The 15279-nt window shown below is 62.4% G+C and carries 13 protein-coding genes; 2 read left to right on the top strand and 11 right to left on the bottom strand.

The features are described from left to right. Position 1 precedes the first annotated feature (1 nt). Entirely contained in the window at positions 2-718 is a 717-nt protein-coding gene (locus N5P29_RS02515; RefSeq protein WP_262277113.1) for a tyrosine-protein phosphatase, read from the top strand. A gap of 18 nt (positions 719-736) precedes the next feature. Here the strand turns inward: N5P29_RS02515 and N5P29_RS02510 are convergent, their stop codons facing one another. From N5P29_RS02510 to N5P29_RS02480, 7 genes are all read right to left on the bottom strand, one after another. Continuing rightward, positions 737-1861, bottom strand: coding sequence for a thioesterase domain-containing protein (locus N5P29_RS02510; RefSeq protein ID WP_262277112.1), 1125 nt, complete (start codon positions 1859-1861; stop codon positions 737-739). Between the two features lie 105 nt (positions 1862-1966). Beyond that, the gene (pyrE, locus tag N5P29_RS02505) at positions 1967-2539 is read right to left on the bottom strand and encodes an orotate phosphoribosyltransferase (RefSeq protein ID WP_262277111.1); all 573 of its coding nucleotides are present in this window, start codon (positions 2537-2539) and stop codon (positions 1967-1969) included. 39 nt (positions 2540-2578) lie between these two features. Continuing rightward, positions 2579-3562 (bottom strand): LacI family DNA-binding transcriptional regulator, encoded by a 984-nt coding sequence (locus N5P29_RS02500; RefSeq protein ID WP_262278491.1) that lies wholly within the window; start codon positions 3560-3562, stop codon positions 2579-2581. Between the two features lie 90 nt (positions 3563-3652). Then, positions 3653-4936 carry a multiple monosaccharide ABC transporter permease gene (gene mmsB, locus N5P29_RS02495; protein ID WP_262277110.1) on the bottom strand — a complete coding sequence of 428 codons (1284 nt, stop codon included), beginning with the start codon at positions 4934-4936 and terminating at the stop codon, positions 3653-3655. A gap of 5 nt (positions 4937-4941) precedes the next feature. Continuing rightward, positions 4942-6471 carry a multiple monosaccharide ABC transporter ATP-binding protein gene (mmsA, locus tag N5P29_RS02490; RefSeq protein ID WP_144661872.1) on the bottom strand — a complete coding sequence of 510 codons (1530 nt, stop codon included), beginning with the start codon at positions 6469-6471 and terminating at the stop codon, positions 4942-4944. A 141-nt stretch (positions 6472-6612) separates the two neighbouring features. Beyond that, positions 6613-7737 carry a multiple monosaccharide ABC transporter substrate-binding protein gene (chvE, locus tag N5P29_RS02485; RefSeq protein ID WP_262277109.1) on the bottom strand — a complete coding sequence of 375 codons (1125 nt, stop codon included), beginning with the start codon at positions 7735-7737 and terminating at the stop codon, positions 6613-6615. Positions 7738-8067: 330 nt separating this feature from the next. Then, the gene (locus N5P29_RS02480) at positions 8068-9414 is read right to left on the bottom strand and encodes an MFS transporter (RefSeq protein ID WP_262277108.1); all 1347 of its coding nucleotides are present in this window, start codon (positions 9412-9414) and stop codon (positions 8068-8070) included. A gap of 225 nt (positions 9415-9639) precedes the next feature. Between N5P29_RS02480 and N5P29_RS02475 the strand changes: the two genes are divergently transcribed. Next, positions 9640-10572 carry a LysR family transcriptional regulator gene (locus N5P29_RS02475; protein WP_262277107.1) on the top strand — a complete coding sequence of 311 codons (933 nt, stop codon included), beginning with the start codon at positions 9640-9642 and terminating at the stop codon, positions 10570-10572. 225 nt (positions 10573-10797) lie between these two features. On the opposite strand, the gene N5P29_RS02470 is transcribed toward N5P29_RS02475, so the two are convergent. Genes N5P29_RS02470 through uxaC form a run of 4 tightly spaced genes read right to left on the bottom strand, consistent with a single transcriptional unit; the run spans position 10798 to position 15276 of the window. Beyond that, positions 10798-11313, bottom strand: a complete 516-nt coding sequence (locus N5P29_RS02470) for a gluconokinase (RefSeq protein ID WP_262277106.1) — start codon at positions 11311-11313, stop codon at positions 10798-10800. After that, positions 11303-12532, bottom strand: a complete 1230-nt coding sequence (gene manD / locus N5P29_RS02465; RefSeq protein ID WP_262277105.1) for a D-mannonate dehydratase ManD — start codon at positions 12530-12532, stop codon at positions 11303-11305. Before manD ends, N5P29_RS02470 begins: the two co-directional genes overlap by 11 nt. 24 nt (positions 12533-12556) lie before the next feature. Next, entirely contained in the window at positions 12557-13885 is a 1329-nt protein-coding gene (locus N5P29_RS02460; RefSeq protein WP_262277104.1) for a mannitol dehydrogenase family protein, read from the bottom strand. After that, positions 13882-15276: a glucuronate isomerase gene (uxaC, locus tag N5P29_RS02455; RefSeq protein ID WP_262277103.1), complete on the bottom strand. Its 1395-nt coding sequence runs from the start codon at positions 15274-15276 to the stop codon at positions 13882-13884. The genes N5P29_RS02460 and uxaC overlap by 4 nt, the downstream gene beginning before the upstream one ends. Positions 15277-15279: the final 3 nt, after the last annotated feature.

The raw sequence follows: 15279 nt of genomic DNA, 5'->3' as shown, positions 1-15279 counted from the left end.
CATGGCTGTGCTCAATCTGCGTCCCCTAGCCGGGGGACGGATCCTTCGGGGGAGCCAGCCGTTCGGCTTGGATGCCGCTGCGACGTCAGCTTTCCTGTCGGAGCACGGCATCCAGGCCATCGTGGACCTGCGCAGCGATCTGGAGCGGTCTCTCGTTCCGTGGATGGTTCCGGACGACGTGAATCACGACGGCGGCCGCGCGCCGTCCGCGTCGGCCCCGCGCGCCGTCGAACTCATCAACAACCCGCTGGACCCGAACGCCGTAGCCGGTTCGCTCCAGTCCGTGCAAACTGCCGAGGACCTGGGCGAGCTGTATTTGGGCTGGATCCGGCTTCGACCCGGCTGGGTTGCTGAGGCCCTGCGGCCTGTGGTGCAGGGCAAACGAACGTTGGTGCACTGCTCGCTGGGCAAGGACAGGACCGGCGTGGTGTCCGCGATTGGGCTCCTTGCCGCCGGAGGGACGGAAGACGAGGTGGTCGCGGACTACGCGGCAACCACTACCAACCTGCCGGATGTCCTGAAGATCATGGCCGAGACATGGCGCCTCAGCGTCCCGTCCACGCCGGCGGAGTATTTCAGCCCCGACCTGATGATCCTGCAGAGCCCTGAAGCTGCGATGCGGCATTTCCTGGCAGGATTCGCCAAGGAATACGGGGATGTCGGCGGGTTCCTGCGCGAGGCGGGCCTGACCGCCGTCGAGATTGACGCGCTGCGCTGACGACAAGCCGCGCTGCCGCTAGGCAGGCCTGATCACCTTGCCGTTGGGCTCACGGTAGGCGGGCTCCTCCGGCTCGGGCGGCAGGGGCAGGAGCTCATTTTGGACCTGTTCCAGCAACGGCCGGTATACGCCACCGTTCCACTGGGGGCTGGCGTGCGCGGGCCGCGCGCCCTCTGTGCTGAGCGTGGGCATCACCATGTTGGCGCCGAAAACCTTGCTCCAGCCTGCGCGTGCCGTTTCATAGTCCACGGTGCCGTCCTGGGAGTTGCCCATGAACGCCATCTTTGCCCCGCCGATCTTGCCCGCGAACCGCAGCCCGTCAAAGTGGTAGATGTAGGCCGACTCCGTCTGGATCAGCACGCTCGAGGGCGCGATCGGCGAAAGTTGTTCCATGGTTTGATCCAGGATTTGCCGCCAGGTGCGCTCGTCCTTATGGACCACGCGCTCCCCCAGCTCATAGCCTCCACGCAGCACGGACGGAATGCGGAACCCATTCTCGTAAAGGAACACGACGCCGTCGAACCAGCTTTGGTCCAGAACGTCCGCACGGCTGAACGGACTCGAATCCAGGACAATCACCTGGGTTTCCATACCGTGCAGTTCCAGCAGGCGCGCGGCGACCTGGGTTGCGAGCATGCCGCCGAAACTGTGCCCGTAAAAATACAGCTTCTCCAACCCAAGCTCGCGGACATGAAGGATGATTTCGCGGACCACCTCGTCCACGTCCAGGCCCAGGTTGGAATATCCGACGGCGGCAAGGCGGCCGCGTTGGTGGAGGGCGGGACGCAGTGAGTTCAGGATCCACTGGGCCTCTTCCCAGCTGGTCTTGTACCCGGGAAACAGGATCCAACTGGCCTTGGGAAAGTACAGGTCCGAATACGGATCGGGCACGCGCAGTATCTTGGTAGCCCGGCGCTCGGCCTGGACGCGGCGGGTGAACAGCATGTCCCCGGCAAGCGCGGCCGAGATGCCCGCGTAGGTGAGGAAGTTGCGGCGCGAGGTCTTCTTGAGCCGGGCAGCGTAAGGCAGGATCCTGGCCCATGAGGCCGGATCCTGTTCCTTGTCCGGTTCCGGAAGGACGGGTGCCGGAGGGTTTTGATCCACCTCCGGCGGCGCCGTGAGCTTCCCTACTTGAACGTCCACGCAGCAAGCATAGGCTTCAACCCGGGCACCTCACATCCCCGCAGTTTGTGTACAGCTAATGCCCTTAAGATGCGCTCTTGAGGGCATTAGCTGTACAAAAACTCCCTAGTCGAGGCCGAGCTCGTCCTTGCCGAAAGCGAAGAGGTAGGGAACGCCGGTTTCGGCTTCGATCTTCTCTTTGGCTCCGGTGTCGCGGTCCACGATCACGGCGACGGCCACCACGTTGCCGCCCGCCTTCCGGACACCTTCGACGGCGGTCAGTGCGGACCCGCCCGTGGTGGACGTGTCTTCGAGGACCACTACGTTACGACCTTCAACCGAGGGGCCTTCCACCTGGCGGCCCATGCCGTAGGACTTCTGGGCCTTGCGGACAACGAAGGCATCCACGGCACGGCCAGCGTCGGCAGCAGCGTGCATCACAGCGGTACCGACGGGGTCGGCACCCATGGTGAGTCCGCCCGCGCACTCAACCCGGACACCGGCGTCGTCGATCATTGCCAACATGACCTGGCCCACCAGCTTGGAGGCCTCGTGGTGCAAGGTGATGCGGCGGAGATCGATGTAGTAGTCAGCTTCCTTGCCGCTGGAGAGGATCACCTTGCCGCGGACCACCGCCAGCTCTTTGATGAGTTCAAGAAGGCGGGCACGGGCAACTGAGGTGTCAGGCGAGGAAGTCATGGCTCCTAGTTTAGTGTGCCGGGATTGGTGTTCAGGAGTTCAGTGTGCAGGCGCCGCCGTAGTGGCCCGGATGACCAGGCGCGGATCCACGATCTGGTCCTGGGATCCGGCCTCTCCTTCCAGTTGTTGCAGCATCTCCTCCATGCATTTGCGCCCGAGTTCTTCGAAGTCCTGTTTGATGGTCGTCAGCGGCGGCATGAAGAAACCGGCTTCCGGCTGGTCGTCGTATCCCACCACGCTGATGTCGCCGGGCACGTGGCGTCCGGCTTCCTGGACCGCGCGGAGAACCCCGACGGCCATCTGGTCGTTTGCCACGAAGACGGCGGTCACGTCGTCGTGCTGGAGAAGCTCCAGACCGGCCCGGTAACCGGAGGCAGCATCCCAGGCGCCTTGGAGCAGAACGCCCGCGTCAAGCCCGGCCGTCTCCAGGGCCTCGCGCCAGCCTTCGATGCGTTCCGCGGCGTCGATCCAGTGCGTTGGGCCGGAGATATGCGCGATGCTGTGATGTCCCAGTCCTATCAGGTGCTCCACAGCCAGCCGCGCGCCCAATCGCTGGTTGAGCGATGCCCCCTTCAACGGGTTGCCCGCACCGGCGCCCACCGCCACGATGGGCACCGGAACTGAGACATCGCGCAAGGCTGCGAGGACATCGGGATGCGGGACCAGGATGACAATGCCATCCACTGATTGGCTGCTGAAATGCGCCATGGCGTCGTTGATGCTTTCGCTGGTCACTTCGCGCAGGCTCGCGATACTGACGAAATACCCTGCTTCCCTGCCCGCCTGCTCAACCCCAAGGAGTGTATTGGCCGGCCCGAACTGCCCTGTTTCGCAGGCCAGGACACCTATGGTGCGGGATCGCCGCGTCACCAGGCTTCGCGCGGCCGTGTTCCGGCGATACCCGAGCCGGGCTATCGCGGCCTCCACCCGTTCCCTGGTGTTGTGGCTGACGTTCGGGTGGTCGTTCAGGACTCTCGAAACCGTTTGGTGAGAGACGCCTGCCATCCTGGCGACATCCCCCATGACCGGCGGGCGTGGTGCAGAATCGGGCGCGGCCCCGGGCAAAACCCGGGGCCGCGCTGGGAGCGACTGATCGCCGCGTGGCATCGGAGGCTACTTCGCGTCTACGCCCACAGGCTCCGCTTTTGAAGCGGGGGCCGCTTCGGTAGCTGGAGGCGTGGTCTTCCACTTGAAGCGGCGTCCCATGCCGGATCCTCCGCCGGCACCGGTCCGGTTCTTGTTGAAGATGTCGAAGCCGACGGCCAACAGGAGCACCAGGCCCTTGATGAGCTGCTGGTAGTCAGTGCCGAGGCCGAGGATGGACATACCGTTGTTCAGGACACCCATGATCAGGCCACCGATCATGGCTCCCGCCACCGTACCGATACCGCCCTGGACAGCCGCGCCACCGATGAACGCTGCGGCAATCGAGTCCAGCTCGAACCCGGTACCACCGGCCGGCTGCGCCGAGTTCAGGCGTGCGGTGAACACCAGGCCGGCCAGTGCTGCGAGGACACCCATGTTCACGAAGAGCCGGAAAGTAACCTTCTTGGTCTTGATGCCGGACAGTTCGGCGGCGTGGAGGTTGCCACCGATGGCGTAGGTGTGGCGGCCAAAGATGCTGTTGTTCATCAAGGCCGAATACAGAATCACCAGGACTGCGAGCACGATCAGGACAATCGGGGTTCCGCGGTAGCTGGCCAGCAGGAAGGTGATGATGAGCATCAGGACGGCGATGAAACCGTTCTTGACGGCGAACCAGGCCATCGGCTCGTTCTCGAGGTTGAACTTGCGGCGGACCCGGCGTTCCTTCAGGGCCTGGAAAAGGATGGCTGCAGTGCCGCCAACACCCAGGATCACCGTCAGCCATTCAAGGACGGATGTGCCACCGGAGATGTCCGGAAGGAAGCCGCCGCCCAGGGCACGAAGTTCGTTCGGGAACGGGGTGATCTGCTGGTTCTTGAGGGTGATCAACGTCAAACCGCGGAAGATCAGCATGCCGGCCAGGGTGACGATGAAGGCGGGAATGCCCACGTAGGCGATCCAATAACCCTGCCATGCACCCACCAGGGCACCAACCAGGAGGCACGCCGGGATGGCGAGCCACCAGGCCCAACCCCAGTGCACGATCATGACACCTGCCACAGCGCCAATGAAGCCTGCGATGGAGCCCACGGAAAGGTCGATGTGGCCGGCGATGATGACCATCACCATGCCAATGGCGAGGATCAGGATGTAGCTGTTCTGGACCACCAGGTTGGTGACATTCTGCGGCTCAAGGAGGATACCGTCGGTGAGGACCTGGAAAAGGATGACGATCAGGATCAGGGCGACGAAGATGCCAACCTGGCGGAGGCGGCTTGTGAGGAAGCCAAAGGATTCTCGTAGGGCGGACATGGTGGCTATTCCTTCTCTTGAGTCATGTAGTGCATGAGGGTTTCCTGGGTTGCCTCGGCGATGGGGACTTCGCCGGTGATGCGGCCCGCGGAAAGAGTGTAGATCCTGTCGCAGATGCCCAGGAGCTCCGGCAATTCGGAGGAGATCACGATGACCGCCTTCCCGGATGCCGCCAGCTCGGCGATGATCGTGTAGATCTCGAACTTGGCGCCGACATCGATTCCGCGAGTGGGTTCGTCCAGGATCAGGACGTCGGGATCGGAGAACATCCACTTGCTGAGCACCACTTTTTGCTGGTTTCCACCGGACAGCTTGCCAGTGATGGCAGCAACCGAGGGAGCTTTGATGTTCATGCTCTTCCGGTAGTGGTTGGCTACCGTGGTTTCCTGGTTCCCGTCCACCCAGCCGCGCTTGGCCAACTTGCCCAGGGCGGCCATGGAGATGTTCCGCTTGATGTCCTCGATCAGGTTCAGGCCGTAGTGCTTCCGGTCCTCGGTGGCGTAGGCGATGCCGTGGTCGATCGCGTCGGAAACCGTGGAGGTGTTGATCTCCTTGCCGTACTTGTAGACCTTGCCGGAGACAGCACGCCCATAGGTCCTTCCGAAAACACTCATGGCCAGCTCGGTCCGGCCGGCGCCCATGAGTCCGGCCAGGCCGACGACCTCGCCCTTGTGGACCTTCAGGTTGGCATTGCTGACCACGGTCCGGGAGTGGTCCTGCGGGTGCTGGACCGTCCAGTCCTCGATGCGCAGCACTTCTTCGCCGATGTTGGGGGTCCGGTCCGGGTAGAGGCTTTCAAGGTCGCGGCCCACCATGCCGCGGATGATGCGTTCCTGCGTGATCTGGCCCTGGTCCAGGCGCAGTGTCTCGATGGACTTGCCATCGCGGATGATGGTGACGGCGTCGGCCACTTTGCGGATCTCGTTGAGCTTGTGGCTGATGATGATGCTGGTAACACCCTGGCCCTTCAGGTGCAGGATGAGGTCCAGCAGGTGGTCCGAGTCCTCGTCGTTCAGAGCTGCGGTGGGCTCATCCAGGATGAGCAGCTTGACCTCTTTGGACAGCGCTTTGGCGATCTCCACCAGCTGCTGCTTGCCAACGCTGATGTGTTGGATGGGCGTTACGGGATTCTCGCTCAGACCGACGCGGGCCAGCAGTTTGGCGGCTTCGAGGTTGGTCTTGCGCCAGTCCACCCAGCCGTTCCTGGCTTGCTCGTTGCCCAGGTAGATGTTTTCGGCGATCGACAGGTACGGGCTCAGGGCCAGTTCCTGGTGGATGATCACGATGCCGCGCTTCTCGCTGTCCGTGATGCTCGAAAATTCGCAGGGCTCATTCTCGAACAGGATGTCGCCGTCGAAGGTGTTGTGCGCGTAGACGCCCGACAACACCTTCATGAGGGTGGATTTCCCGGCGCCGTTCTCACCGCAAATGGCGTGAACCTCACCTCGGTTGACGTCCAGGGTGACGTCCTGAAGGGCTTTTACACCGGGGAAAGTCTTGGTGATTCCTCGCATTTGAAGAATGGGTACGTTCATCGTCAATTCCCGCTGACTGGTTGAAAACTTGGCCGGGCCGAGGACTCGACAGGCTCTGGGGATGCTGTGGCCCCGCCGTACTGCGCTGCAGGTAAGTGCACGGCGCAGCCCAGGACGGTGGGGCCACAGGTGGGAAGGTGGTTACTTGACGTCGGCTTCCTTGTAGTAGCCCGAGTCGATGAGTTCCTTCTTGTAGTTGTCCTTGGTGATGATGACGGACTTCAGCAAGTAGGCCGGAACAACCTTGACCTTGTTGTTGTAGGTCTTGGTGTCGTTGGTTTCAGGCTCGTTGCCCTTGAGCACTGCGTCTACCATTTTCACGGCCTGGGCGCCGAGCTGGCGGGTGTCCTTGAAGATGGTGGAGTACTGCTCGCCGGCGATGATGGACTTGACGGAACCCTTTTCGGCGTCCTGGCCGGTGACGACGGGGAGCTTGCCGGTGGAGTAACCGCCGGTGCTGGTCAGCGCGGAAATGATGCCGATGGACAGGCCGTCATACGGGGACAGCACGCCGTCGAGCTTGGTGCCGGAGCTGTAAGCGGAGGTGAGGATGTCTTCCATGCGCTTTTGGGCTACGGGAGCCTGCCAGCGGAGGATGGCTGCCTGCTCGAACTTGGTCTGGCCACTGGGGACCTTCAAGGTGCCCGCATCCATGTACGGCTTGAGGGTGTCCATGGCGCCGGTCCAGAAGAAGTTGGCGTTGTTGTCATCGGGGCTGCCCGCGAAAAGCTCGACGTTGAAGGGGCCCTTGCCGTCAACCTTCTTGCCGCTGGCGTCAATCAGTCCCAGGCCCGTCAGCAGTGAGGTAGCCTGCTGGACGCCAACGGTGTAGTTGTCGAACGTGGTGTAGTAGTCCACGTTCGGGGTGCCGTTGATGAGGCGGTCGTAGGCGATGACCTTGACGTTCTGTTCCTTGGCCTTGGCCAGGACATCCGTCAGCGTGGTGCCGTCAATGGCCGCGATGATGAGTGCCTTCGCACCCTTGGTCAGCATGTTTTCGATCTGGGAAACCTGCGTGGGGATGTCATCGTTGGCGAACTGCAGGTCTGTCTTGTAGCCAAGATCCTTCAAGGACTTCTCAACGTTGGCACCATCGGCGATCCATCGCTCCGACGTCTGCGTCGGCATCGAAATGCCTACCAGTGAATCACTGGGTTTGGCGCTGCTGGAGGACTCCGCCGCGCCTCCCCGGCTGCCGCAGCCGGTGGCTCCGACGGTCAAGGTAAGGACAACCGCTACGGCGCCCAGGAGTTTTTTCAATCTCACGATGCTCTCCTTCCGCGGCAGCAGTGCCGCGAACTCTGATGCAGCCGGAGCATCTGCGCGTCCGGCACGGTGAAGCTGGATATGGCCTGCGTGCTGGGGGCTGTACAGGCCATCGAAAAGGTATTGCGAATGCCATTGTGAACGCTAACAATGCAACGGGTCAAGTGCTGCACATCACAAAATGATTGCAGCTCATTGCTCCGGCCTAAGTACTTGATTTACAACGTTGTTAGCGTTCACAATGGCCCGCTGCGGTACCCGGCCACAGAAAAGCCCGGCATCGCCGTGAAGGCGATGCCGGGCTTCCACGCCGTAGGCCTGGAGGGAGCATCAGCTCTTGATGATAAAGGCACTGAGGGCGCCCACGAGCCCGAGTGACCCAGCAATTCCAAGGGCAATCTGCGTTCCGCTTCCATGGGGTTGAGACGTAATAAGAGCCGCCGCTGCCGCCGCGCCGACGGTTGCCCCAATCTGTCGCGTCGCATTCATGATGCCGCCGACAGAACCTGCTGCCGAAGACGAAATATGGCTGACAGCAAACGCCACCAACGCAGGCAGAGTCCACGACATCCCAAATCCGCACGCCAGCATAGCGACGGCCATGATCAGAGGCTGGTTGGTATTCATGATGCTGATCACCAATAGAAGCGTTCCAATCGTCAAGGCCATCATCCCCAAACGAATGGGAAAGCCGGGACCACGCTTGACGATGATCCGGCCTGTTATCAAGGGATTGAAGGCCATAACTATCGTCAACGGCAGCAATGCCACCCCCGCAGTAGTTGCAGATTGGTCCAAAGTCAGAGGGATGACGAAGAGAATAGTCGTGAGCGCGTAGTTGGCAAAAGCTCCCCAAGCAAAAGTCATCCACGCTACCCGGTTCCCGCGCAGCGCTTCTGGAACAATCGGCGCGTAGCTTCGCTTGTTTCTCCATACAGTCAAACCCAGAAGTAGCAATGAAACGGCACCAGCTATGGCCGCGTTGAGTCCGTGCAGAAGACCAGCCTCAGTGATCGTGTACGTTCCCACTGCCAGAAACAGCGCGAGCAGAAGGTGGGGAACCGGATCAAGTCCTCTTTCCTGCCGGGCATTCGACAGATTGGGACCGATGGTCATGGCCAAGACAACGACGGCGAGTGGAGCGTTGATAACAAAAACGGACCGCCAGCCAAAATTTTGGACCAGGAGGCCACCCAGGACAGGTCCTGTCGCCATAGCAGCGCCGCTTACGGCGGCCCAAATACTCAATGCCTGGGCGCGCCTTCTGGTGTCTTGGTGCAGTCGGGCAATAAGCGCCATGGACGAAGGAATGACTGCCGCGGCCGAGAATCCCAGAAGAGCCCGCAGGGCAACAACTGTCTCGATATTGGGGCTGAGTGCACATGCCAGGGACACGACGCCAAAGGCAAGCGTTCCCGACCTGAAGAGTCTCGCCGGTCCAAACCGGTCAGCTACAGAACCGGCCAATACCAAACTGGCGGCCAGCGCGATGGTGTAGCTCGTATTGGCCCAGCCCACGCCCACCACATTTGATCGCAACGAGTCGATCATGTCGGGTGCGGCCACAGCAAGGACGGTAATGTCCAGGAGGACCATGAAGTAGGCCAATGAGATGCCGAGAAGCGGAGCTGAAACAAGCCGTTGTTTTGCAATCGGCTGCTTGGTGGACACGGTCATGAATCTCCTCTTTTTAGTTCTGGTCTCTACTTCGATGTCGTGACGCGCATCACGCGGAGAAGTAATTCGCGGACTACGCGGGCCTACGTTTTGACGGGTGCAGACAACTCGCGCATGCTGAGACCACACGCCGGAGGTCTTCGACCGATCAACCGCTACCGCACAGTGCTCAAGGCATGCATGCGTCGATGATTGAACCTTCCGATATGAAAGGATCCTGAGATATTGGAATTTCGCCAGGTTCGTACTTTCAATGCAGCGGCCTATCATCGCAGCATCAAGGCCGCAGCCGCCGAACTTCACTTCGCTCAATCGACGGTCAGCGAACAAATCAGCGCCCTCGAAAAGACACTGGGCGTTCAGTTGTTTACCCGCAATCGACATGGATTGACGCTTACCGAGGCCGGTACACAATTGTTCCAACACTCTCAAAACCTCATTCTGTGGGTCGACGAAATTGAGCAAATCGTTACTGGCAAGCAGCCTGCTAAAACGCTCCAAATTGGATCGCTTGAAGCGCTAAGCGCCAACCTCCTGCCGTCTGTTCTTCGCGAGTTTCAGGAGAGGCATCCTGGGACCCGTATCGAGGTCAGAAACGGCAACCGCGGACAGCTCTATGGATTAGTGAGATCGGGCAGGCTGGATGCAAGCATCACCTTCGGTCGGCCACCCGAGAGATTTGACCTGCAGACCAAAGTCATCGCGGAGGACACACTCGTGGTCATCGTCCCCACGAGCCATCCCCTGGCCGACGCCGAAGGCGTGTCGCTGGAAACCCTGCAAAGTGAGCAGTTCATCGTTACGGAGCAGGGTTGCGGATTTCGAGAAATGTACGATGACCATTTGGGGCACCTTGCCGACACGCCTCAGCCAGGAATGGTCGTACAGAACATTGGCACGCTGGCCAGCTGCGTAAGCGAAGGACTCGGTTGCGCCCTGTTGCCCGAGATTGCGATTCGCAGCCTGGTTGCCGCCGATCAGGTCAAATCCGTCAAGGTACTCGATAGAGACTTCAGCTGCACCATCAACCTCAGCTGGCGGCATTCTTCGAAACCACAAGGACCTGACTCGCTGGACCCCTACGTTCGGGACCTTGCCACCCTTCTGCATCGCTTCATAAACAGGACCGCCCATGGCGTCCTTTCAAGGAGAAGTTGAATAAGTACATGTTGATTTCTTAAACAGCTTCAACTGGAAATCGATAATTGGGAAGAAATTTACCATCGGAACAAACGATGCATAATTCGGGAAAAGCGAAGCAAGACTACCTACAGCGAAGTTCCATGCAGGAATTCGGAGGGACGTGGCACAGAGCGACACCCAGCAATCGCACGCGCAGAAAAGCCCGGCACCGCCGTCGTGGCAGTGCCGGGCTTTCGGCCCCTAGGCCTGGAGCAGGGACCCCGCCAAGGATGCCTGCACGTCGCTGACGATGACCTCCACCGGAGAGGTAATGTCCGCGGCAGTTCCGGCTTCGTCCTCCTGCAGGGGTTCGAGGGTGGCCAGTTGGGAATCGAGCAAGGTAGCCGGCATGAAGTGCCCCGGCCGGGAGTTCATGCGCTCGTTGAGAACCTCCCGAGGGCCGTGCAGATGCACGAACACCACGGACGGGTCACCGCTGCGGATGATGTCCCGGTAAGCGCGTTTGAGCGCGCTGCACGCGATCACCAGGGAAGCGTCCGACGCCGGAAAGCGCCTGCCGATTTCGGCCAGCCATGGTGCCCGGTCGCCGTCGTTAAGCGGAGTGCCGGCGGCCATCTTGTCGATGTTCGACTGCGGGTGCAGCGCATCGCCGTCAAGAAATTCGGCGCCGAGCCGTTCGGCGAGAGCGGCGCCGACCGTGCTCTTGCCACAGCCGGCCACCCCCATGACCACGATGTGATGCGTTTTACCAGTCATGGACAGTGCCATCCACAAGCCGGTTGTAGGGCAGGTAGGCCTGCTGGTACGGGTAGGCCGCGGCAGCTTCCTCGTTGAATTCGACGCTGAGGCCCGGGTTGTCGCCCGGGTGCAGGTAGCCGTCGGTGAAGGTCATGGACTGCTCGAAGACCTCGTTGGTCTTGTCCGAGTGCTGCATGTACTCCTGGATGCCGTAGTTGTGGATCGCCAGGCCGACGTGCAGCTGGGCGGCGAAGCCCACCGGGGAGATGTCCGTGGGTCCGTGGAAGCCCGACTTGATCTGGTATTGCGCGGCGAAGTCCATGACCTTCTTCAACGGCGAGATGCCGCCGAAGTGCGTGGAGGCTGCACGGACGTAGTCGATCAGCTGTTCCTTGATGAGGGTCTGGAAATCGAACACGGTGTTGAAGATTTCACCGATGGCCAGAGGGGTGGTGGTGTGCTGGCGGACCAGACGCAGTCCCTCCTGGTTCTCGGCCGGCGTGCAGTCCTCGAGCCAGAAGAGGTCGTACGGCTCCAGGGCCTTGCCCAGCTTGGCGGCCTGGATGGGCGTCATGCGGTGGTGGCCGTCGTGCAGCAGCGGGATCTCGGGGCCGAACTCGTTGCGCACGGCTTCGAACACTGTGGGCAGGTGGCGGAGGTAGGCGCGGGTGTCCCAGTCCTCCTCGAGGGGGAACGCGCCACGGCCGGCGGGTTCGTAGTCGTACCGCTCCCCCGAGGCCTGGGCCTGCGCGGCAACACCGTACACCGCCTTGATGCCGGGAATCGCGGTTTGGATACGGATGGACTTGTAGCCCAGCTCCAGGTGCTCGCGTACCGAGTCAAAGAGGGACGGAATGTCAGAACCGGATGCGTGTCCGTAAGCGCGCAGCCCGTTCCTGGAAGCTCCACCCAGCAACTGGTACACCGGCAGCCCGGCGACCTTGCCCTTGATGTCCCACAACGCCATGTCGACGGCGGCAATCGCCGCCATCGTGACCGGACCACGGCGCCAGTAGGAGCTGCGGTAGAGGAACTGCCACGTGTCCTCAATCCGGTGCGGGTCCTTGCCGATCAGCAGCTGCGCCACGTGCTCCTTCAGGTAGGCGGCCACAGCCAGTTCCCGGCCATTGAGCGTAGCGTCGCCGATGCCCGTCACACCGTCTTCGGTGGTGATGCGGAGCGTGACGAAGTTGCGGGTAGGGCTGGTCACGAAGACTTCAGCGGCAATGATTTTCATGGGTGTGGCTTTCCTTCCAAGGGTTCAGGCGTGGGTGCTGGCAGCGGCAATGCCGTCCTGCTGCCGGTGAAGGTGGGTAACCAGGGCATTGTCCCCGGCAAGGTCAGGGCTGATAAGGGCCAGGAGAGCAGCGGTGCGGTGTTCGCCGTCGTGCGTTTTTGCGGTCCGGATGTCCTCGGCCAGAGGGTCCTGGAAGTCGTCCGTGGCGGACATATACGCAATCCAGGCTGCGATCATGCGGGCGGCGCCGTCTCCGGGACGGCCATCGGCGCGCTCAGCGGCCAGCACGGGCAGGGCGCGCATGCGCAGCTTGGTGGTTCCGTCCATGGCAATCTGGGTCAAATGGTGGGCAATCCGCGAATTGCCGAACCGATCCAGCAGGGCTTGCCGGTATCCCGGAATGTCCAGGCCTTCGTCCGGCAGGTGCCGGGCAGCCTCATCCCAAAAGGTCTCGACGGCGGACCGGCAGACGTCGTCGGACAGGGCTTCCGCCACGGTCGAGTGGCCCCTGACCAAGCCCGCGTACGCGAGGATCGAGTGCGCTCCGTTGAGCAGCCAGAGTTTGCGGTTCTCGTAGGGCTCGATGTCGTCCACGAAAACCGCGCCGGCATCTTCCCAGCGCGGACGCCCGCCCGGGAAGTCACCGCTGAGGACCCAGTTGCTGAAGGGCTCAGCCACGACGGCGGCATCGTCCCGGTAGCCGCACTGTTCGGCTACTTCCATCAGGTCGTCAGGCGTGGTCCGCGGCGTGATCCGGTCCACCGAGGTGCCAACGAAGCTCACCTGTGCACTGATCCATTCAGCCAGGGCCGGCTCCACCGCTTCGGCGATGGCCAGCACAGCCTTGCGGGCAACTGCGCCGTTGTCTGCCAGGTTGTCGCAACTGACGACGGCGATCGGACCGGCACCGGCGTCCTTGCGGGCGGCCAGCGCCGTGACCAAACGGGCCAGCGGGGTGTGCCCGCCCGTCGCCGCATAAGCGGCTTCCGTGATGGTCAGCGTGACGACCGCCGTCGCGGGTGCTGCCACGAGCTCGGCGAGCCGCTCGACGTTGGCACCATCCACCGCTTCCACAATGCTGCCGACGACTTCAAACGTATCTCCCGCGCCGGACCTCTCCACTACCGTGAACACCCCGTCCTGTTCGGCCAGGACCTCCGCGGCGTCGGGCCGGCGTCCGGTGAACGCCGCAATACCCCAGTCGGCCGCGTCTCCGGCATGCTGGGTGTACCAGGCCTGGTGGGAGCGGTGGAAAGCCCCGAGGCCCAAATGCACCATCCGGACAGGGGGCGCGGCCTGCCCCGGAAACGCGGCGGCCCGGGTGAGCCGGGGCCGTCCCTGGCCGGCACTCATAGCTTGAAAACCCTTCGCGGGGAAGAATCGACGACGTCGACAATCAGCTCATGCGCGCGGTCCTCGCTGATGCGGTGCTCGGCAACAAGCCGCGCCAGGAACGAGGCTTCGATCCTGCGGGAAGCATCGTGCCGGGCCGGGATGGAGCAGAAGGCCCGCGTGTCATCGATGAACCCGGAAGAACGGGAGAAGCCAGCGGTTTCCGTGACGGCCGAGCGGAAGCGCAGCATGGCGTCCGGCGCGTCCAGGAACCACCACGGGGCCCCGATGTAGACCGAGGGATAGAAACCCGCGAGCGGTGCGAGTTCACGGGAAAAGACAGTCTCGTCCAGGGTGAAGAGCACCAGGTGGAAGTCCTTGGCCGTGCCGAAGTCCTGCAGCAACGGCCGGACGGCCTCGGTGTAGTTGACGGCGAACGGAATGTCGTGGCCCGTGTCTGCTCCGAAGGCTTCGAAGGTGGGCTGGTGGTGGTTGCGGTAGGAGCCCGGATGGATGGTCATCACCAGGCCGTCTTCCACCGACATCCGGGCCATCTGGTACATCATGTGGGCCTCGAACGCGTCCCGGTCCTGGGCGTTTGCCTGTCCCGAAACTGCCTTCTCGAACAAGGCCGCGGCGTCGGCCTCGTCCAGCTTGAGGGTCGCGGGGGTCCTCACGCCGTGGTCCGCGGACACCGCCCCGTGGTCCACGAAGTAGCGGCGGCGGTTTTCCAGGGCGGTGAGGTACCCGCGGTAGCCCGTGCCGCCGTCGGACGCTTCTGCGGTGAGCCGCTCTACGTTGGCTTGCCACGCCGGGTGGGCGATGTTGATGTACGCGTCCGGGCGGAAGGTGGGCAGTACGCGGCCGTGGAATGACGGGTCGGCAGCGAGCGCCCGGTGGCTGTCCAGGCTGTCCAGGGGATCGTCGGTGGTGGCAAGGACCTCGATGTTGAAATCCTTGAACAGCTCACGGGGGCGGAAACCGGGTTCCGCGAGCTTCGCCGAAATAGCGTCGAAGCTCGCGTCAGCAGTTTCTGCCGACAACTCACCCTGCCACCCAAACACCGACTCGAACTGGGTCCGCAGCCAGTACCCGGACGCGGTGCCGTCGAACAACGGCCAGGCCTCGCAGAAGGACCGCCAGATGTTGCGCGCCCCTGCCTGGGGCTGGAGCTTGTCCAGCGGAACTCCGGAAGCGTGGATCAGCCTGGTGACGTAGTGGTCGGGGGTGACCAGCAAGGCGGCCGGATCCGGGAAGGGCGTGTTCTGCTCTATGACGGCCGCGTCCACATGGCCGTGCGGGGAAATGATGGGCAGGTCCTGGACCCGCTCCAACAAGGCACGCGCGATGCTGCGCGTCCCCGGATCCGCCGGGAGCAGGCGGTCGGGGTGGGTAGCAAGGGATTCGGACATGGA

It is taken from the genome of Paenarthrobacter sp. JL.01a (assembly GCF_025452095.1).
Lineage (GTDB): Bacteria > Actinomycetota > Actinomycetes > Actinomycetales > Micrococcaceae > Arthrobacter.
Note: the sequence above shows the minus strand (reverse complement) of the source record. Positions and strands in the feature narration are given on the sequence as shown.